A 19,996-nucleotide genomic window follows, 5' to 3' on the forward strand; every position below is an offset into this window, starting at 1 on the left:
TAAATGAAGTGAAATTAGCGAAGAAGTTTTACATTGTAAAGTGAGCAAAAATATTTACCATTCAACTGGCAAAATTTACAATCTGCAGCCCTTAGCCTGAGAAAATGCACATTAACAGAATAATCATCAAGTCCGATAGAGGCATAACTTACGTCCTCAAAAATATCAGAAATAAATGAGTTGAAATTACAAAAATTAACTTCACTTAACATCTTGAACACCGCAGAAATATATCTATCATGCATTATCTTGACTTCGATAACCTTAGATAAACTTGAATGCGACTTACATTTGAAGAGATCAAAGAGAAAGTAAATCAGCATATTTTTATTGTCCGAAATCCATTTTAAAATTTTATTACGTGCACATGGTAATATATACACTGGATTTTTGAAAGGGTTTGAAACGTCAACCACAAGGGAACAATAACCATGAGGATTTATTCCACTTATAATTAAGTCACTAAGTCCTTTCACTGCATTCAAATAGTTATCAAAACAAACCTCATATAAACTGGTACTATGAACTGCACATTTAGATTCAAACAACCATCTATGACGCAGATAACCAATGCCTTTAGAGTGTATATCTTCAACAATACATTTGTGACAGTAACGAATGTTTGAGATGTTTACCAATGGATATGAATTAGTTATGTGAAAATTTTTCCGACAGGCATCTTCAACAGCGTTAAAATACCCGTAAACACCAGAAGATAACGACACTATATTGGAAGTTAGTATATAACCATTTCTAGTGGCAAGAATGTCATATATATCCTGCAAGCTATGCAATTTGTACATATCAATCAGTTCGAAACGAGGAAAGGCATCGTACCTTAGTGCGCCATGCTTTGATATTATGTTCCTGCAATTGGATAAGTTATACATTATCTGTGAACGCAGAAGAAAACTGTGCCACAATTCATTTTCGTAAACCATATAACTCCCTCTTATTTAATTAGTTCCATTTTTCTGAGAAGTATCATTGTCATTGGTAGTTTATCTCTGTATTTCAAAAGCCAGCCATGCCCTCCCAGTAAAGCATCTAGACTTGTAAGTGACATCGAGTACTGCCCCTGAGATAAAACATCATTTATTAATGATGATGAGATAATATCTCTCTCGCTCCAGTCTACTCTTTTATTTTTATAGCATCTGACCTGCCCCCACGATTAGATACAACACTCAGTTAGTAACGTCGGAATCTTCATTCTCAGAATGACCCTTTCTCCAGCCCGCTGCAAATTCAGACGGTGTCTGATAATTCAGCGTGGAGTGCGGGCGGCATTCGTTATAATCCTGCCGCCAGTCATTAATAATTTTCCTGGCATGAACGATATCGCTGAACCAGTGCTCATTCAAACATTCATCGCGAAATCGTCCGTTAAAGCTCTCAATAAATCCGTTCTGCGTTGGCTTGCCCGGCTGGATTAAGCGCAACTCAACACCATGCTCAAAGGCCCATTGATCCAGTGCACGGCAAGTGAACTCCGGCCCCTGGTCAGTTCTTATCGTCGCCGGATAGCCTCGAAACAGTGCAATGCTGTCCAGAATACGCGTGACCTGAACGCCTGAAATCCCAAAGGCAACAGTGACCGTCAGGCATTCCTTTGTGAAATCATCGACGCAGGTAAGACACTTGATCCTGCGACCGGTGGAAAGTGCGTCCATGACGAAATCCATCGACCAGGTCAGATTGGGCGCCGCCGGACGGAGCAGCGGCAGACGTTCTGTTGCCAGCCCTTTACGACGTCTTCTGCGTTTTACGCCCAGGCCACTGAGGTGATAAAGCCGGTACACGCGCTTATGATTAACATGAAGCCCTTCACGGCGCAGCAACTGCCAAATACGACGGTAGCCAAAACGCCTGCGCTCCAGTGCCAGCTCAGTGATGCGCCCTGATAAATGCGCATCAGCAGCCGGACGGTGAGCCTCATAGCGGCAGGTCGACAGGGATAAACCTGTAAGCCTGCAGGCACGACGTTGCGACAGACCGGTCGCATCACACATCAACATCACGGCTTCCCGCTTCTGGTCTGTCGTCAGTACTTTCGCCCAAGAGCCACCTGAAGCGCCTCTTTATCCAGCATGGCTTCGGCAAGCAGCTTCTTGAGTCTGGCGTTCTCTTCCTCAAGCGACTTCAGGCGCTTAACTTCAGGCACCTCCATACCGCCATACTTCTTACGCCAGATGTAAAACGTGGCATCGGAAATGGCATGCTTGCGGCAGAGTTCACGGGCGGGTACCCCAGCTTCGGCTTCGCGGAGAATACTGATGATCTGTTCATCGGAAAAACGCTTCTTCATGGGGATGTCCTCATGTGGCTTATGAAGACATTACTAACATCGGGGTGTACTAATCAACGGGGAGCAGGTCAGACCGTTACGAACTGTTACCTCATTACAATTTATTAAGTGGATCTATATTTATAAGCCCGCAACGCTGAAGAGCATCGTAGGTATTTTTCTTTTCAGCTGTTCTGTTGATAACAAGATCGTGGTCAAGAGACAGTATTTTCTCGTCGAAATTGCGCAAAACCTCGTCTATTTTTCCTACGAATTCCTTGTGCTGTGGCCTGTCTATATCCCCAGGGATCAAAGACTTTAGGGACTTCTCTGCCATGATTTTAGCCGAAGCATCACCCTCATTAGATGCAGAGAGCCATTTAGCTTCCTCATCTTCAGTCGCGGCCCCCGGGAGTGGAGTATCCTTATATTCCTCCGTATGACTCACGAGTACCGGTACAGAGGCCGACAAGACTGCGCCAGTGATGATTTCATTGCCGCTACCGATAACCTTTAATTGTGCCCCCCGATAAATCATCTGAGCCAATCCAATATTGCCTTTAGATAAAATGAATAATTTTTCGTTTAACTCATCATTTAATGGAGTTTCAACATTTGTCCATTGTAATGGCCATAAATAATGAATAAACGATTGCCAGTCTTGTGAATCGTATCTAACATTCTTAATTTTCATGTAACCACCAGACTCTGCCCGCCTGGCAATTCTCATTTTCTTTGTCAGCGTCTCGTCAAAAGGATGATTTCCACAAAAAACCATAGATACCCCCATGGAATCTACAATTTCATGTAAAAAATCAATCAACTTACTCTCACCCCCGGTTCTTGAAAATTTAAGCCTCTGCATTTCATCAATAACAAGGATACCCAAAAATGATGATTTAATTCTTTGTGCAATCTGGCGAGCCAGAGCACCATTTCTAATCTCAGGTGTAGTTCGTTCAATACCAATTGCATCATCTAATTTTTGTAAAATCTCTTCACAAAGGTCTCTCACACTTGAATTGTATGGACAATTAATCTTTACCCATACAATTTGCTTACTGAAGCCGGGAAAAACTCCTTTATAGCTGCTGTGTTCTATAATCTGAGGGAAATGATCCATGACTTGCTCAATCATGGTAGTTTTTCCAGAACCACTCATTCCAACTATCGTAATAGTTTCAGCCTGGGATTTAAAATATCCACTTTCTGGCTCAATATCAGGACGCTCATTTCCATAGTAATGAAGATATTGAATTGTTCCGCTTTTTAAAGGATTACGAGCTGCATAGCTTTCCCTAAGTGCCCGTAAGATCATCTTATAAGCCTGGATAAGATTGGTTTGAGGGCAACGGAATTTCTTTATACGTTCGACATACTGCTCTCTAACATTCGCCGGGGCAGTCCAGCGGATTTTTTCGTCAATTTCGGGGAAATAACTCATTTCCAGAAGTACTTCATCTTCCGTAAGCGCTTCAGGAAGTGCTTCAATTAAGGGATTGCCACGATACTCAGGTAACTCCTGTTCTTTATATATCGCTGAAACGCGCCGTATAAGGTTCATTATTCTGCGTCCTCAGTCTTCTTCTTACCTTTTAACCATCTTTGTTTCTCCTCCCGGCCAGGCAAAAGCAGAACATTACTGGATGAAGGAAGTAGGGGTTCAGATCTTCCATTAGCAACATGAGTTCGCCCTAATGAATCAAGTTCATTTTTCCTGTTCTTTTTAATATCTTTACCATGTACCCGGCGAGATTCGTATATTTCATTTAATCTTTCGTTACCTTTCCTGTTAAATTCATCTTTATTATTGATATTGCTGAGCGAATCCAGAGTAAATAAATTAATTTCTTTTTGAGTATCTACCCAATCAGCCATTACATCTGTATCAAGATGAGCTTTCCCTTTAAATACATCTCTTTTCTTAAGTAGGTAATGTTTTTTGAAAATGCTATTTTTGTCAAATCTTACATATATATAATCTACGCAATTGTCATCTATTCTTGCTTCACAAGTGGTTCTTCCAAATACTCTGACACCTGATGCAATTTCAGGATCACATTCATAAAAAAGATTATTGTACTGAATCCCACCGGCGGTAATGTTAGCGTTCACAGGGATTAACAATCGTGCGATCACTTCGTCGGCCCCAACGGCTCTTGCGCTGAATCTCCCGTGCTTTAAGCTTATCATCCAACTATTTTTTGGTGATATTACGAGATCATTTTCAATCAGTAAGGGATTGATATAAGCCAGTTCCTCATACGTTCTCTGATTATGTGCAAGTATCTCCCGAATCAGTAAAGACGTGACCTCCTGAATCGTTAAACAAGCCCTGGATTGCGGTGTTGGCTCTCCTTTAACAATCTTTCCCCTTCGTGTTGTTCCAATAAGCCTATGAATAACCTCATCATTCAGAATGCCGAAACAGCGTTCAACAATGCTTTTTCTGTCGCCTCTACCGACTGGCGCAAACTCAAGCTTTGTCAGGGGGGTCATCTCTTCCTGAGGTTTAAGACCAATCATCTCCCCGTTGTCACACATCAATGTTAATGGAATGTGAGAACAAGGCCAATCATCATCAGTAATAGAGATTCCAAATAATCTACAATATTCTTTTTTTGGCATAAAGCAATTTGCTAACGCTTGTCGGGCGGCTCGCCATGAAGCATGGTATAAAGAAACATGAAGGCCAACAATCATTCTTGTTGCACGATCCACCACTGTATAAATAGTAGGACGCCCAATGACTTTTCGTCTGTTTAAACTCGAAATAAGATGTACATCAGCGACAGTTGAGTCTATTTCGAAAACATCACCCGGCAAAACAGTTGTATTAGCCACACTACCTAAAAGCGCCCGCATTTTGAGGTCTATTTCTTTTTTCGTGTTCTTCTTATTTATCGAGAAATCTTTAGTGAAGAGTTTTTTATTCCAGTATGAAAATTGTTTTAAAGAAGGAACATATGGAGCTCTATTTTCTAGGTTTGCTGTTTTAATTTCATCCCTAAAATACAAATCAATATGTCTCTCTAATGTTTTCTTTATCGTATCTCCGTTAACTTTATAATGATACGTAATGAGAGATTTTCTAATATTATTTATATCTCTTTCATTAAGAATGAAAACACGTGATCGTTCATTAGGTAATGCTCTGTTTTTTTGGAATTCCCAAGTTTAATTTCATGTTTGATTCTACTTTTCCCAGCGGCGCCACAGTTCGAGAATGCGGGTAGCAATGCATAAATATCCTGCCCATGTCGCCAATACAACGCCAGAAGCGTTCTGATAGTATATTGTGATATTTTTTTATTTCTGGAGTAATCCATTAAAAGGTGCGACTTTTTATGTAATGCATAGTCGAACAGAAACATTCTGTCATCTACAAGATCTTTAATGATATTGTAATTTTCATCTCGCCTTCCTCTGTCTTTATCTGTTATTTCTTTCTCATCTACTAACATATATGAAGGATATATATAATCTTTACAAGTTATGCTATTTGATTCAATATAATATTTAAACATTGAAAATGAGAAAGGGATTGGCTTACCCGTTCTTTCTGATTTTATTTTAAACAAAATTAACAAATCGACCTTTCTGTCGAAATCCAAAACACGGTAAAGTCCCTCTGCAAGCAAATCAGTGCCTTGAGAGAGCCAGACTGAATTCCTAATAATATCCATTTGCGTTCAGTCCTATATAGTGGTCATTGGAAATTATCTTTATCAGACCGGTTTCGAGTATTGGATATGATAAATCAACATTTATCATTTTTAATCCAATCATTGCCTGCAATAACATCATCGCTTCTTGTGCATCTACCCCAAAGATTGATGAAATCATTGCACGTAGTCCTACTATGGGATAAACATCTGGTTTAAGCTTCCATAGGATTTTATCAAGAGGATATTTATCATAAAATTCAGAACCATCTCTTAATACAGAAGTAGCCCAGCAAATGTTTTTACCGACGACGTTATTGAGTTCCGAGCCAACATAAATTTGAAACTCAACATCAATCAACTGCCAAAACATCCTCTCTATTTCAAGTTTTTGGGCTTCGCGTTCAGGTATGCTCTCGTTATGTTTTACTGCTATAGCTTTGTATCGAAGTCCGCCTTCAGGAGTTCTCAAGGTCAGTAAAAAATCGGTTGTCATAACATTCAGAACTTCGACAGGTACTCCTCTTACTCCCCTCACCATAGGATGTTGAAAATGTAGATGATTTGCTATTTGTTGGGTAAGCCGGAGAGGAAAGAGTGGGAATTGTTCCCGGATATCAATCACCGAGTCATTAAACTCAGCCAGATAGAAAAAGTTACTTTCGACAGAAGAAAGGAGATGATGGTTTCGAAACGTCTTAAGGCCAAAGACTATCGAACGGTTTCCACGGGATTTAACGTCCTGAGCTCTAAGCCAGGGCTGATAACTTTGGCCATAGCCCACTCCTATGCCGTCACCTAGCGCATTTTCATAATCCAAATAGGATTTGAGACGCCTACCCCTAGCCATGATCGTACCCTAAAAACGACATTGATACGTACCTATATGTGCATTTTATAGTCTCCAACCCTATAACTACACATTCAGTAAGTATACAACATTAGCGTCGTTTTTTGAGAATGGTTACAACTTTAGTGCTTTGTGTACAACTTTATTGTCCTCGGACATCAGCGAGTGCCTGCGCGCATGCCCAGGCACTGGCCCACGCCCACTGGAAGTTATACCCGCCGAGCCAGCCGGTCACGTCCATCACTTCACCAATGAAATAAAGACCCGGCACGTTGCGGGCTTCCATCGTGCGGGATGAGAGTTCGTGTGTATCCACGCCGCCCAGCGTCACTTCCGCCGTGCGGTAGCCTTCGGTGCCGTTTGGCTGCACGCGCCAGTTCGTCAGCGTCTCCACCAGCGTGTCCTGCTCGCGGCTGTTGAGCTGCTTAAGCGCAACATCCGGAATTTGCCCTAACACCTGCAAGCACTCCACGAGACGCTTCGGCAGCTGCATCGCCAGGGTATTTTTCAGGCTTTGATTCGGGTGCGCGGCGCGTTGCTCATTGAGGAAGGCGTCCAGATCGCAATCCGGCACCAGGTTTACGGAGACAAACTCCCCCGGCTGCCAGTAGCTGGAGATCTGCAATACCGCTGGCCCCGAGAGACCGCGATGGGTAAAGAGCAGGTTTTCGCGGAACACCGTGCCGTCTTCGGCCGTAATGACCGACGGCACAGACACGCCGGAGAGCGTCTGAAGCTGTTCCAGCAGCGGCTTATGCAGCGTGAACGGCACCAGCCCGGCGCGCGTGGGTAATACTTTCAGGCCAAACTGCTCGGCGATTTTGTAGCCGAACGGTGAGGCACCCAGCCCCGGCATCGATAGGCCGCCGCTGGCGATCACCAGGTTATCGGCGCTGACGGTTTCGCCGTTGAGTTGCAGCGTGTACCCTTGCTCGTTACGGGCGACGTCCAGCACTTCGGTGCGCAGGCGCATGACTACGCCGCCTTTCTCGCACTCGGCCACCAGCATATCCACGATTTGCTGGGCAGAGTCGTCGCAGAACAGTTGTCCCAGCGTCTTCTCATGCCACGCGATGCCGTGTTTACCCACCAGTTCGATGAAATCCCACTGCGTGTAGCGCGCCAGCGCAGATTTACAAAAATGACGGTTCTGGCTCAAATAGGCCGCAGGCTCGACATAAAGATTAGTGAAATTGCAGCGCCCGCCGCCGGACATCAGGATCTTGCGGCCAGGCTTTTTTCCGTTATCCAGCAGCAGCACACGACGACCCGCTTGTCCGGCCATTGCCGCACAAAACATACCCGCCGCACCGGCGCCAATTACTACGGCATCAAACCTTTCCACGTCAAAATCCTCTTCGTTAACTGCCGCGGATTGTAAAGTTTCCTCAGTGGTCGCACCAGCGTAAAAAGATATTACAAAGCCATTTCATTGATATTTAAAGATTATCTATTCAGGCACATTTCTCAAATCAGGTGGTATGTCAAAAAAAGTCTATATTTCACTTTGCCCGTTGCGCATTTGTCCTGGATAATGCGCCGCGTTCATGTCCTCAAAATGGCGTAACGTCCTATGCTACATTTGTTTGCCGGCCTGGATTTACATACCGGGCTTTTATTATTGCTTGCTCTGGTTTTTGTGCTGTTTTACGAAGCGATCAATGGCTTCCACGACACTGCAAACGCAGTTGCAACGGTTATCTACACTCGCGCAATGCGATCGCAGCTTGCGGTCGTTATGGCGGCGGTATTTAACTTTTTTGGTGTCCTCCTGGGCGGACTGAGCGTTGCCTATGCCATTGTGCATATGCTGCCAACGGATCTGCTGCTTAACGTGAGTTCCGGTCATGGCCTGGCCATGGTGTTCTCAATGCTGCTTGCTGCGATTATCTGGAACCTCGGTACCTGGTATTTCGGCCTGCCGGCATCCAGCTCTCACACCCTTATCGGCGCGATTATCGGTATCGGTTTAACTAACGCCCTGATGACCGGTACATCGGTTGTTGATGCGCTGAACCTTCCTAAAGTACTGGGTATTTTCGGCTCTCTGATCATCTCCCCTATCGTCGGTCTGGTGGTAGCAGGTGGATTGATTTTCATCCTGCGTCGCTACTGGAGCAACACGAAGAAACGTGCACGTATCCACCTGACGCCAGCAGAGCGTGAGAAGAAAGACGGCAAGAAAAAGCCGCCGTTCTGGACGCGTATCGCGCTGATCATTTCCGCTATCGGCGTCGCCTTCTCTCATGGCGCGAACGATGGTCAGAAAGGTATCGGTCTGGTGATGCTGGTTCTGATTGGCGTCGCACCGGCAGGCTTCGTGGTTAACATGAACGCCTCTGGCTATGAGATCACCCGTACCCGTGATGCGGTAAACAACGTTGAGACTTACTTCCAGCAGCATCCTGATTTGCTGAAGAAAGCGACCGGCGTAGACCAGTTGATCCCTTCTCCTGACTCTGGCGCACTGACTGCACCGGGCGAGTTCCATTGCCACCCGGCAAACGCGATTAACGCGCTGGAACGTGCGAAAGGCATGCTGGCCGATATCGAAAGCTACGACAAACTGGCTGTAGAACAGCGTGGTCAGCTGCGTCGTATCATGCTCTGTATCTCCGACGTGACCGATAAAGTCGCGAAGCTGCCAGAGGTCAACGCTGACGATAAGCGTCTGCTGAAGAAACTGAAAGGCGATATGCTCAACACCATTGAGTACGCGCCAATCTGGATCATCATGGCGGTCGCGTTGGCGCTGGGTATCGGTACGATGATTGGCTGGCGTCGTGTGGCGACCACCATCGGTGAGAAGATCGGTAAGAAAGGCATGACCTATGCTCAGGGCATGTCCGCGCAGATGACGGCGGCAGTGTCTATCGGTCTGGCGAGCTACACCGGTATGCCAGTCTCCACCACCCACGTACTCTCTTCGTCCGTGGCAGGTACCATGATTGTTGACGGCGGCGGTTTGCAGCGTAAAACCGTGACCAACATTCTGATGGCCTGGGTGTTCACCCTCCCGGCGTCCATCCTGCTGTCTGGCGGTCTGTACTGGATTTCGCTGAAGCTAATTTAATCGGCTGAAGGCGACAAAAAAGCGGGTCAGGAAACTGGCCCGCTTTTTTTATGCTCAGTGCCATATCATCAGCGCAATCATACTCACCACAACCAGACCACACAGGGCGCTGGTCAAAATGAACTGACGACGCAGGCGCTCGCAGCGACGGATAAACTCTTCATCGTGGTGATCGCGGTAGCGCTGGTAGTAGATATACCCCACCAGACGCATCTGCTTGCTGGGCTGTCCGTGCGAGGTGAAGAACCCTCCACCGTCCACATATTGATAAAGCAACGGATCGCAACCACGAAGTACCACTAACAGCGCACGTAACGATGAGAAGTAGCGCGCCATATTCACTATGCAAACCACGCATAACGCCCAAAACAATGCGACGGTGCTAATCATACATCCTCCCCGGCGTCCACCCACGAAGCAAGGCTCCTGAGCTACCGCACCCCAATGCCCTGACAGACAGTTCAGTGAAAGAATGACTAAAAGTCGATCCGGTTCGCGTTTTAATATCCGAACGGCTCATTAAATAGTGTAGGAGATCCGTTAATTTTTTTGCCACAAGGTTAATCGTTATCAACACCAAAGCTTGAAAAATATGTTTAACTGGGCCGTAATGAAAGCATCAGACGACGGCTTTCCCATTTAGTCATCGATAACTTAAGGAAGGAGTAACACTATGGCTTACAAACACATTCTTATCGCGGTAGACCTCTCCCCGGAGAGTAAAGTGCTGGTTGATAAAGCAGTATCCATGGCACGTCCCTACAACGCGAAAGTTTCGCTGATTCATGTTGATGTGAATTACTCCGACCTCTACACCGGTCTGATCGACGTGAATCTCGGCGATATGCAGAAACGCATCTCCGAAGAGACTCACCACGCGCTGAGCGAGCTTTCTACCAACGCGGGCTATCCAATCACTGAAACCTTAAGCGGTAGCGGCGATCTGGGCCAGGTGCTGGTTGATGCGATTAAGAAATACGATATGGACCTGGTGGTATGCGGTCACCATCAGGACTTCTGGAGCAAACTGATGTCTTCCGCACGTCAGCTGATTAACACCGTACACGTGGATATGCTGATTGTTCCACTGCGTGACGAAGAAGACGAGTAAGTGCAAAAAAGCCCGGTGGCGCTAACGCATACCGGGCCTACAAGCGGCACTGAATGTAGGCCGGGTAAGGCGAAGCCGCCACCCGGCTTTTTTTATTCCGGCGTACCTGAGTAGATATCAAAGCGATGCCCTTTGGTGGTCACCGCGTTAGTGGTCGCAACGTCCGCCAGCGGCGGCGCATAGTCAGGACGTTTCACCACCACCCGCTTCGTCGCCAGTTGACGAGCCGGCTCCAGCAGGCCATCGGCATCTAAATCTGGCCCCACCAGCGACTGAAACACCCGCATCTCTTTCTTCACCAGCGCGCTTTTCTGCTTATGCGGGAACATCGGGTCGAGATAGACCACCTGCGGGCGCGGGGTGATATCGGTCAGCGCTGTCAGGCTGGAGGCATGAATAAGTTGCAAACGTTCCTGTAACCACGAGCCGATTTCCAGGTCCGCATAGCCTCGCGTCAGCCCGTCGTCGAGCAGCGCGGCGACAACCGGATTACGCTCCAGCATCCGCACACGGCAGCCCACCGAGGCCAGCACAAACGCATCGCGCCCCAGCCCCGCCGTGGCGTCCACCACGTCCGGAAGATAGCTCCCTTTAATGCCAACCGCCTTGGCCACCGCTTCGCCGCGACCGCCGCCGAACTTACGCCGGTGCGCCATCGCGCCGCCGACAAAATCGACAAAAATCCCGCCAAGCTTTGGCTCATCGCGCTTGCGCAGCTCCAGATGTTCCGGCGTCATCACCAGCGCCATCAGGTTCTCTTCATCATGTTCCAGCCCCCAGCGGGCCGCCAGAACAGATAAGGCGCCGTCACCGGCGCCTGTTTCATCTACTAAGCAGATCTTCACGTAGCAATCAGCCTTTGATTCCGTAATGCTCCAGCATCGCATCCAGCTGCGGCTCACGGCCACGAAAGCGTTTGAACAGCTCCATAGGCTCTTCTGAACCGCCGCGGGTCAGGATGTTGTCGAGGAACGACTGACCGGTTTCGCGGTTGAAAATCCCCTCTTCTTCGAAGCGCGAGAAGGCATCCGCCGCCAGCACGTCGGCCCACAGGTAGCTGTAGTAGCCTGCGGCGTACCCGCCTGCGAAGATATGGCTGAACGCGTGCGGGAAGCGTCCCCAGCTCGGGCCTGGAATGACGGCAACCTGCTTTTTAATCTCAGCCAGGGTTTCGAGGATTTTCGCCCCCTGCTCCGGGCTGAACTCGGCGTGCAGGCGGAAGTCGAACAGGCCGAACTCCAGCTGACGCAAGATAAACATCGCCGCCTGGTAGTTTTTCGCCGCCAGCATTTTATCCAGCAGTTCTTTCGGCAGCGGTTCGCCCGTTTCGTAATGACCGGAGATAAACGCCAGCGCGTCCGGCTCCCAGCACCAGTTCTCCATAAACTGGCTTGGCAGCTCGACCGCATCCCATGGCACACCGCTGATACCGGCGACGCCAGCGGTTTCGATGCGGGTCAGCATGTGGTGCAGGCCGTGACCGAACTCGTGGAACAGGGTGATCACTTCATCGTGGGTAAACAGCGCAGGTTTGCCGCTCACCGGACGGTTGAAGTTACAGGTCAGGTAGGCAACAGGTTTTTGCAGGGTACCATCCGCTTTACGCATCTGGCCCACGCAGTCGTCCATCCACGCCCCACCGCGCTTGTTCTCACGCGCGTAGAGATCGAGATAGAAGCTGCCGCGCAGCTCGTTGTTCTCGTCATACAGCTCGAAGAAGCGCACGTCCGGATGCCAGACGTCGATGTCGGTACGCTCTTTCGCGGTAATGCCGTAGATGCGCTTCACTACCTCGAACAGACCGTTGACGGCTTTGTTTTCCGGGAAGTACGGACGCAGTTGTTCGTCGCTGATGCTGTAGAGGTGCTGTTTCTGTTTTTCGCTGTAGTATGCGATATCCCACGGCTGAAGCTCGTCCACGCCGAACTCCGCTTTTGCAAAGGCGCGCAGTTGGGCTAACTCTTTTTCACCCTGAGGACGGGCGCGTTTCGCCAGATCGGTCAGGAAGTCGAGCACCTGCTGTGGGTTCTCGGCCATTTTGGTGGCGAGGGATTTATCCGCGTAGCTGTCGAAGCCCAGCAGCTGTGCCAGCTCGTGGCGCAGGGCGAGGATCTCCGCCATCACCGGGCTGTTATCCCACTTACCGGCATTCGGCCCCTGATCGGAGGCGCGGGTGCTGTAGGCCCGATACATCTCTTCGCGCAGGGCCTGGTTGTCGCAGTAGGTCATCACTGGCAGATAGCTTGGGATATCCAGCGTTAACAGGAAGCCTTCCTGCTCTTTCGCTTCGGCCTGGGCTTTTGCCGCCGCCAGCGCACTTTCCGGCATACCGGCCAGTTCGGATTCATCGGTAATCAGCTTCGTCCAGCCCATGGTGGCGTCGAGGACGTTGTTGCTGTACTGGTTGCCCAGCTCGGACAGGCGCGCGGCGATTTCGCCGTAGCGAACCTGTTTTTCTTTTGGCAGGCCAATCCCGGACAGTTCGAAATCACGCAGCGCGTTATCAACCGATTTTTTCTGCGCCGTGTTCAGTTCGGCATAATGGTCGCCGTCGCGCAGGTCGCGGTAGGCTTTGTAGAGCCCCTCGTGCTGGCCGACCCAGGTGCTGTACTCGGAGAGCAGGGGCAGGGTCTGTTCGTAGGCTTCGCGCAGCTCCGGGCTGTTTTTCACCGAGTTCAGGTGGCTCACCGGGGAGAAAATGCGCCCCAGCACGTCGTCCACTTCGGCCAGCGGCTGACACAGATTTTCCCAGGTGTACGGCGCGCCCTGCGCGACCACGTTCTCTACCGCCGCGCGGCAGTTTTCCAGCGACTGGGTAACGGCTGGAACCACATGCTCAGGGAGGATTTTAGAAAACGGTGGCAACGAAAAAGGCGTCAGTAATGGATTGGTCATAAACGCTGTCCTGTTGAAATAGATGAATGAAGCGCGCATCCGGCGCTGTGCATATTGTTTTCTGTAATGGGGTTAAGTGTAGAGGATTTCAATGCCGGAGGTTGTCGAAAAACGCCCTGTGGCGCTGCGCTTACCGGGCCTACGGGTAATCTGTGCCGTTCTGCTGTAAACTGTGGCAAATCGTCAATTCAGCGGAAAATCATTACCCATGCTCAGTTATCGCCACAGCTTCCACGCTGGCAACCACGCCGACGTCCTTAAACACACCGTTCAGAGCCTGATCATTGAAGCGCTTAAAGAGAAAGACAAGCCGTTTCTCTACCTGGACACCCACGCGGGGGCGGGTCGTTATCAGCTGAGCGGCGAACATGCCGAGCGTACCGGTGAATATCTGGAAGGCATCGCCCGTATCTGGCAGCAGGACGATCTGCCTGCCGAACTGGAGCCGTACATCGGCGTGGTGAATCATTTCAACCGCAACGGCCAGCTGCGCTATTACCCTGGCTCTCCGCTGATTGCCCGCCAGCTGCTGCGCGAGCAGGACAGCCTCCAGTTGACCGAGCTGCACCCAAGCGACTTCCCGCTGCTGCGCGCTGAGTTTCAGAAAGATAACCGCGCCCGCGTGGACAAAGCCGATGGCTACCAGCAGCTAAAAGCCAAACTACCGCCGGTTTCGCGTCGCGGCCTGGTGCTGATCGACCCGCCGTACGAAATCAAAACCGACTATCAGGCGGTGGTGGCCGGTATCAACGAAGGTTACAAACGCTTTGCGACCGGAACCTATGCCCTGTGGTATCCGGTAGTGCTGCGCGCGCAAATTAAACGCATGATCAAGGATCTGGAGGCGACCGGCATCCGCAAAATCCTGCAGATTGAGCTGGCGGTGCGGCCCGACAGCGACCAGCGCGGCATGACCGCGTCCGGCATGATTGTGATTAACCCGCCGTGGAAGCTCGAAGCGCAGATGAACAACGTGCTGCCGTGGCTGCACAAAACGCTGGTGCCAGCCGGTACGGGCCACGCCACCGTAAGCTGGATCGTGCCGGAGTAATCGCAGCCATCGGTGGAACCTATTGATTTCAGGTATACAATCGCGGCAATTCACGATTAAGGACAAAAGCTATGACTAAGCATTATGACTACATCGCAATCGGCGGCGGCAGCGGCGGCATCGCCTCCATCAACCGTGCGGCCATGTACGGCCAGAAGTGTGCGCTGATTGAAGCCAAAGAACTCGGCGGCACCTGCGTAAACGTGGGTTGTGTACCGAAGAAAGTGATGTGGCATGCCGCGCAAATCCGTGAAGCTATCCATATGTATGGCCCGGACTACGGCTTTGACACCACCATCAACCACTTCGACTGGGATAAGCTGATCGCCAGCCGTACCGCCTATATCGACCGTATTCACACCTCGTACGATAACGTGCTGGGCAAGAATAACGTCGACGTGATCCGCGGCTTCGCCCGTTTCGTGGATGCGAAGACGATCGAAGTGAACGGCGAGACGATCACCGCCGATCACATCCTGATCGCCACCGGTGGCCGTCCGAGCCATCCGAACATTCCGGGCGCGGAATACGGCATCGACTCCGACGGGTTCTTCGAGCTGCCTGCTCTGCCAGAGCGCGTTGCCATTGTAGGCGCGGGTTACATCGCGGTTGAGCTTGCTGGCGTGATTAACGGCCTTGGGGCGGAAGCGCACCTGTTTGTGCGTAAACACGCGCCGCTGCGTAGCTTTGATCCGCTAATCGTCGACACGCTGGTCGAGGTGATGAACGCCGAAGGCCCAACCCTGCACACCAACGCCGTGCCAAAAGCGGTGGTTAAAAATGCGGACGGTAGCCTGACCCTGGAACTGGAAGATGGCCGCAGCCAGACCGTTGATTGCCTGATCTGGGCGATTGGTCGTGAACCGGCCACCGACAACTTCAACCTGGCCGCAACCGGGGTGAAAACCAATGAAAAAGGCTACATCGTCGTTGATAAGTTCCAGAATACCAGCGTACCGGGTATTTATGCCGTTGGTGATAACACAGGTGCCGTAGAACTGACGCCGGTTGCCGTGGCCGCGGGGCGTCGTCTTTCCGAGCGTCTGTTTAACAACAAGCCGGACGAACATCTGGATTACAGCAACATCCCGACCGTGGTCTTCAGCCACCCGCCAATCGGCACCGTCGGCTTAACCGAGCCGCAGGCGCGCGAGCAGTACGGCGACGATCAGGTGAAAGTGTATAAATCGGCGTTTACCGCGATGTATACCGCGGTCACCTCGCACCGTCAGCCGTGCCGCATGAAGCTGGTCTGTGTGGGCCCGGACGAGAAGATCGTTGGCATCCACGGCATAGGCTTTGGCATGGACGAGATCCTGCAGGGCTTCGCAGTGGCGCTGAAGATGGGCGCAACGAAAAAAGACTTCGATAACACCGTGGCGATCCACCCCACTGCGGCAGAAGAGTTTGTAACAATGCGTTGATATTGATGCCCCTCTTCAAAGGGGCATTTTTTTAACATTCATAAATCGTTGCAAAACGAATGCTCCGAAAATCGTGATCTACCGCACATATCCCTCCACATCCACCGAAGCGAATGTCTACGCTTATAAGACGCCCGGAAAAACCTGTCTTTTAGAACACACAACCGGAGGTCCTTATCACCATGTTCAACCAGAAACTACAGGCTACCGAGAACATCGAGTTCGAGATTGCAGAAGAGCTGCGCTACGAGACCGATCCCTGCGAGTTGAAACTGGATGAAATGATTGAGGCGGAGCCGGAACCCGAAATGATCGAGGGGCTACCTGCCTCCGATGCCCTGACGCCTGCCGATCGTTATCTTGAACTGTTCGAACATGTGCAGTCGACACGGCTGTTTGCGGACAGCAAAACTTTCCCAGACTGCGCGCCGAAAATGGACCCGCTGGATATCCTGATCCGCTACCGTAAAGTGCGTCGTCATCGGGATTTTGACCTGGCGCGCTTTGTGGAGAATCACTTCTGGCTGCCGGAGGACTACAGTAAAGAGTATGTCTCTGATCCCGGCTTCTCCCTGAAAGAACACATTGATAACCTGTGGCCGGTGCTGACGCGCGAGCCGCAGGATCACATCCCGTGGTCGTCGCTGCTGGCGCTGCCGCAGGCCTATATTGTGCCCGGCGGGCGATTCAGCGAGACCTACTACTGGGATTCTTATTTCTCCATGCTGGGGCTGGCAGAAAGCGGTCGTAACGATCTGCTGAAATGCATGGCCGATAACTTCGCCTGGCTGATTGAGCGCTACGGACATATCCCGAACGGCAACCGCACCTACTACCTCAGCCGCTCCCAGCCGCCGGTTTTTGCCCTGATGGTGGAGCTGTTTGAAGAGGACGGCGTGCGCGGGGCGAAGCGCTATCTTGAGCATCTCAAGATGGAGTACGCCTTCTGGATGGACGGGGCGGACTCGCTGCTGCTCAACCAGGCCTATCGCAGTGCGGTGCGCATGCCGGATGGCTCATTGCTCAACCGCTACTGGGACGATCGTGATACGCCACGGGATGAATCCTGGATTGAGGACGTTGAAACCGCCCGTCATTCCGGTCGTCCGCCGAACGAGGTGTATCGCGACCTGCGCGCCGGGGCAGCCTCAGGATGGGATTACTCGTCCCGCTGGCTGCGCGATCCTGCGCGGCTGGCCAGTATCCGCACGACGCAATTTATCCCCATCGATTTGAACGCATTCCTGTTCAAACTGGAGAGCGCTATCGCCAATATCTCAGCGTCGAAAGGGGATAAAGAGACGGCTGATCTGTTCCGCCAGAAAGCCAGCGACCGGCGCGCGGCGGTGAACCGCTATCTGTGGGACGAAGAGAACGGCTGTTATCGTGATTACGACTGGCGCCGTGAAGCCCTGGCGCTGTTCTCTGCGGCCAGCATTGTGCCACTGTATGTGGGCATGGCGACCCATGAGCAGGCTGAACGGCTGTCCGATGCCGTTAAAGCCCGTCTGCTCACGCCGGGCGGTATTCTCGCCACCGAATATGAAACAGGTGAGCAGTGGGATAAGCCGAACGGCTGGGCACCGCTACAATGGATGGCGATCCAGGGGTTCAAGCAGTACGGCAACGACTCGCTGGGGGATGAGATCGCCTGGAGCTGGCTGCACACGGTAAACCATTACTACAAAACCCATCATAAGCTGATTGAGAAGTACCATATCGCCAGCAGCACGCCACGCGAAGGTGGCGGGGGGGAGTATCCGTTGCAGGATGGCTTCGGCTGGACGAATGGGGTGGTGCGGCGGTTGATTGGGCTGTATGGGGAGCCCTGAGTCTCACCCCTCACCCTGACCCTCTCCCCTGAGGGGAGAGGGGACTTAACGGTGCGGCCTTTTCTCCCTCGCCCCTTTGGGGAGAGGGCCGGGGTGAGGGGGAAAAATAATCAGCGGATCACTTCATAAATGGCAGTCTGGATGGACTGCCATTTTTTTGTACTGGCATCGGGCTGCGTCTTCGCGCGGCGCGTTGCCATATCGGCGTCGTGCTGCTGACGTTTCACTACCGCCGGGACGGTACAGAATGCTTTCAGGTACTGCTTACGCATAGACGTCAGCGATTCGCCGTTCGCCATCGCATGGCTAAGCGTATTAATAAAGCGTCGGCAGGGCTTTTGCTCTGTCATTTGCAGGCGGTAGCGCAACATCACTTCCAGCACGTCATCGTAGCCTGCCGACAATGCCTCCTCCGTCCATGACATTTTCCAGTCCATGCCACCCTGCAAGAACAGGAGCGCCACGCGGGTATCGTTGCGGCTAATCGCTGAACGGAAGTTGTTTTCATCCCAGGTTACACCCATGCGCGTCAGCGTTTCTCGCGAGGAAGGCGTTTCGCGCATCTCCTGCACCGGCGCGGGAGATGCCGTGCTGGCCACAGTCGGCTGCGGTTTACTGCTGGTTACCAGCCAGGCTCCTCCCACGACAATCGCGATAACCATCACGCCAACCGCTCCCCACAGCACGCCGGAAATCAGCTGTTCGCGCTGCTCTGGCGTACGCGCGGCGCGCTGAGTCGGTTTCTCTATGCTGTCACGCACTTCAAACAGATCGCCGCCTGTTGTGCGGTCTATTTTTTGCGCCTTTTCCCAGAATGCATGCAGCTCGCTTTCATCCACCGCCATCAGCGCCGCCGGGTTAACGCGTGTCCGCCCTTCCTCAAACGCGCGCTGAACGGAGCGGGTGATCTGCGTGTAATAGCTGTCGAGCAGCTGGATTTGCGCCCCGCTCAACGGCTGCTGCACGGTGATGCTGTTGCGGATTTGACGGATATCTTCGAGGAAGGTTTGCAGGGTTTTGCGGGGTTCTACCAGCAGCGTCAGCATGTCCGGGGCGTTAAACAGCGACGCGTAGTAGCGGCTAAATTCTTTCTTATCCACCAGCAGCTGGGCCAGCTCACTAAATAACATGCCGCTCAGAACATCATTAATTTCACCGTTTTTCAGCCAGCGACGCACACGTTCAGCATTAAACAAGGTCTTAAGATGATTATTCAGCCGCACCGGATCGGGCCATGCCTGCTGTATCAATCCTTTTATCATCAGCTCAATGGCACGCACCTGTTTCTGCGCCTGGAGCTGGCTCGCCTTGTCTGGCACCCTCCCGGTATCGTAGGTCAGAAGGGGCTGTTGCAGACGCAGATATTCAAGGGATGTGACGAAGCGCATCGCCGCAATCAGCTGGTTTTCGCTGACATCCTGCCCGCTTTCATACTGGGGAACGCGCTGCTGAAGCAAGCGTAATTGCAGCGTAAAGGCCGTCATTTCCGCATCATTCAGGTTCAGCTTTCTGGCTACGGCACCCCACCCGCCCAGCCCCAGGCGGGCGCTATCCAGTTGTTCCAGAAACCAGCGTGGATCTTTTCCTTCAGAAACATGTACATTCAACAGAAGTAAGATTTCAACAGACGCCTGGCGGATCGCCGCCAGACAGTGTTCAAACTGTTCGCGGGTATGATGCGATGAGCTAATCATCATTGTTTTCCTTGAGAGACAATGAGTACCGCCAAAGCGGCATTAAAAGTCGTTTTTCTTTTTATTTATAGGAGGTTAAACATACCTGACTTTCTGTTGAAATAAAGTGACAAC

The 19,996-nt window shown here is 50.9% G+C and carries 14 protein-coding genes and 2 pseudogenes; 5 read left to right on the forward strand and 11 right to left on the reverse strand.

The window, feature by feature from the left end; all coding sequences use genetic code 11:
* Nucleotides 1-14: 14 nt before the first annotated feature.
* The 7 genes and pseudogenes from L350_RS01925 to L350_RS01900 form a co-directional block, all read right to left on the reverse strand.
* Complete coding sequence (locus L350_RS01925) at nucleotides 15-941, reverse strand: hypothetical protein (RefSeq protein ID WP_000262423.1); 927 nt, start codon at nucleotides 939-941, stop codon at nucleotides 15-17.
* An 11-nt stretch (nucleotides 942-952) separates the two neighbouring features.
* Nucleotides 953-1,162: pseudogene (locus L350_RS24820) on the reverse strand (transposase); the annotation flags it as partial.
* A 25-nt stretch (nucleotides 1,163-1,187) separates the two neighbouring features.
* Nucleotides 1,188-2,308, reverse strand: a protein-coding gene (locus L350_RS01920) for an IS3-like element ISSen4 family transposase (protein WP_096147877.1) whose coding sequence is annotated in 2 segments (ribosomal slippage) — nucleotides 1,188-2,050 and nucleotides 2,050-2,308 — 1,122 coding nt in all. Because the reading frame shifts where the segments join, the coding sequence is not laid out codon by codon here.
* Between the two features lie 94 nt (nucleotides 2,309-2,402).
* Nucleotides 2,403-3,851 carry an ATP-binding protein gene (locus L350_RS01910; protein ID WP_001049180.1) on the reverse strand — a complete coding sequence of 483 codons (1,449 nt, stop codon included), beginning with the start codon at nucleotides 3,849-3,851 and terminating at the stop codon, nucleotides 2,403-2,405.
* A pseudogene (locus L350_RS0122725) lies at nucleotides 3,851-5,973 on the reverse strand (transposase). Before L350_RS0122725 ends, L350_RS01910 begins: the two are co-directional and overlap by 1 nt.
* Nucleotides 5,960-6,802, reverse strand: coding sequence for a TnsA endonuclease N-terminal domain-containing protein (locus L350_RS01905; protein ID WP_000090707.1), 843 nt, complete (start codon nucleotides 6,800-6,802; stop codon nucleotides 5,960-5,962). The pseudogene L350_RS0122725 and the gene L350_RS01905 overlap by 14 nt, the downstream one beginning before the upstream one ends.
* Before the next feature lie 142 nt (nucleotides 6,803-6,944).
* Nucleotides 6,945-8,147: a BaiN/RdsA family NAD(P)/FAD-dependent oxidoreductase gene (locus tag L350_RS01900; RefSeq protein WP_032626861.1), complete on the reverse strand. Its 1,203-nt coding sequence runs from the start codon at nucleotides 8,145-8,147 to the stop codon at nucleotides 6,945-6,947.
* Nucleotides 8,148-8,375: 228 nt separating this feature from the next.
* Here L350_RS01900 and pitA point away from each other — a divergent pair, with 228 nt between their 5' ends.
* Nucleotides 8,376-9,875 (forward strand): inorganic phosphate transporter PitA, encoded by a 1,500-nt coding sequence (gene pitA / locus L350_RS01895; protein WP_022649706.1) that lies wholly within the window; start codon nucleotides 8,376-8,378, stop codon nucleotides 9,873-9,875.
* Between the two features lie 54 nt (nucleotides 9,876-9,929).
* Here the strand turns inward: pitA and uspB are convergent, their stop codons facing one another.
* Complete coding sequence (gene uspB / locus L350_RS01890) at nucleotides 9,930-10,265, reverse strand: universal stress protein UspB (RefSeq protein WP_003861224.1); 336 nt, start codon at nucleotides 10,263-10,265, stop codon at nucleotides 9,930-9,932.
* 283 nt (nucleotides 10,266-10,548) lie between these two features.
* On the opposite strand from uspB, the gene uspA reads away from it, so the two are divergent.
* Entirely contained in the window at nucleotides 10,549-10,986 is a 438-nt protein-coding gene (gene uspA, locus L350_RS01885; RefSeq protein WP_003861223.1) for a universal stress protein UspA, read from the forward strand.
* Nucleotides 10,987-11,078: 92 nt separating this feature from the next.
* Here the strand turns inward: uspA and rsmJ are convergent, their stop codons facing one another.
* Entirely contained in the window at nucleotides 11,079-11,831 is a 753-nt protein-coding gene (rsmJ, locus tag L350_RS01880) for a 16S rRNA (guanine(1516)-N(2))-methyltransferase RsmJ (protein WP_032626863.1), read from the reverse strand.
* A 7-nt stretch (nucleotides 11,832-11,838) separates the two neighbouring features.
* Nucleotides 11,839-13,881: an oligopeptidase A gene (gene prlC / locus L350_RS01875; protein ID WP_032626865.1), complete on the reverse strand. Its 2,043-nt coding sequence runs from the start codon at nucleotides 13,879-13,881 to the stop codon at nucleotides 11,839-11,841.
* Nucleotides 13,882-14,089: 208 nt separating this feature from the next.
* Here prlC and L350_RS01870 point away from each other — a divergent pair, with 208 nt between their 5' ends.
* The 3 genes from L350_RS01870 (at nucleotide 14,090) to L350_RS01860 (ending at nucleotide 18,188) form a co-directional block, all read left to right on the forward strand.
* Nucleotides 14,090-14,932 carry a 23S rRNA (adenine(2030)-N(6))-methyltransferase RlmJ gene (locus L350_RS01870; RefSeq protein ID WP_022649709.1) on the forward strand — a complete coding sequence of 281 codons (843 nt, stop codon included), beginning with the start codon at nucleotides 14,090-14,092 and terminating at the stop codon, nucleotides 14,930-14,932.
* A 71-nt stretch (nucleotides 14,933-15,003) separates the two neighbouring features.
* Complete coding sequence (gene gorA, locus L350_RS01865; protein WP_022649710.1) at nucleotides 15,004-16,356, forward strand: glutathione-disulfide reductase; 1,353 nt, start codon at nucleotides 15,004-15,006, stop codon at nucleotides 16,354-16,356.
* A 182-nt stretch (nucleotides 16,357-16,538) separates the two neighbouring features.
* Nucleotides 16,539-18,188 (forward strand): alpha,alpha-trehalase, encoded by a 1,650-nt coding sequence (locus tag L350_RS01860; RefSeq protein ID WP_032626866.1) that lies wholly within the window; start codon nucleotides 16,539-16,541, stop codon nucleotides 18,186-18,188.
* A gap of 110 nt (nucleotides 18,189-18,298) precedes the next feature.
* Here the strand turns inward: L350_RS01860 and L350_RS01855 are convergent, their stop codons facing one another.
* Entirely contained in the window at nucleotides 18,299-19,885 is a 1,587-nt protein-coding gene (locus L350_RS01855) for an STY4199 family HEPN domain-containing protein (protein WP_032626868.1), read from the reverse strand.
* Nucleotides 19,886-19,996: the final 111 nt, after the last annotated feature.

The organism is Enterobacter sp. MGH 4 (assembly GCF_000534735.1).
Taxonomy (GTDB): Bacteria; Pseudomonadota; Gammaproteobacteria; order Enterobacterales; family Enterobacteriaceae; genus Enterobacter; species Enterobacter intestinihominis.

Bases quoted from the DNA above. Each gene is read 5' to 3' on its own strand.
- uspB (WP_003861224.1), bottom strand. From the start codon at position 10,265: ATGATTAGCACCGTCGCATTGTTTTGGGCGTTATGCGTGGTTTGCATA.
- uspA (WP_003861223.1), top strand. From the start codon at position 10,549: ATGGCTTACAAACACATTCTTATCGCGGTAGACCTCTCCCCGGAGAGT.
- L350_RS01910 (WP_001049180.1), bottom strand. From the start codon at position 3,851: ATGAACCTTATACGGCGCGTTTCAGCGATATATAAAGAACAGGAGTTA.
- gorA (WP_022649710.1), top strand. From the start codon at position 15,004: ATGACTAAGCATTATGACTACATCGCAATCGGCGGCGGCAGCGGCGGC.
- L350_RS01925 (WP_000262423.1), bottom strand. From the start codon at position 941: ATGGTTTACGAAAATGAATTGTGGCACAGTTTTCTTCTGCGTTCACAG.
- L350_RS01905 (WP_000090707.1), bottom strand. From the start codon at position 6,802: ATGGCTAGGGGTAGGCGTCTCAAATCCTATTTGGATTATGAAAATGCG.
- prlC (WP_032626865.1), bottom strand. From the start codon at position 13,881: ATGACCAATCCATTACTGACGCCTTTTTCGTTGCCACCGTTTTCTAAA.
- L350_RS01855 (WP_032626868.1), bottom strand. From the start codon at position 19,885: ATGATGATTAGCTCATCGCATCATACCCGCGAACAGTTTGAACACTGT.
- L350_RS01860 (WP_032626866.1), top strand. From the start codon at position 16,539: ATGTTCAACCAGAAACTACAGGCTACCGAGAACATCGAGTTCGAGATT.
- pitA (WP_022649706.1), top strand. From the start codon at position 8,376: ATGCTACATTTGTTTGCCGGCCTGGATTTACATACCGGGCTTTTATTA.
- L350_RS01870 (WP_022649709.1), top strand. From the start codon at position 14,090: ATGCTCAGTTATCGCCACAGCTTCCACGCTGGCAACCACGCCGACGTC.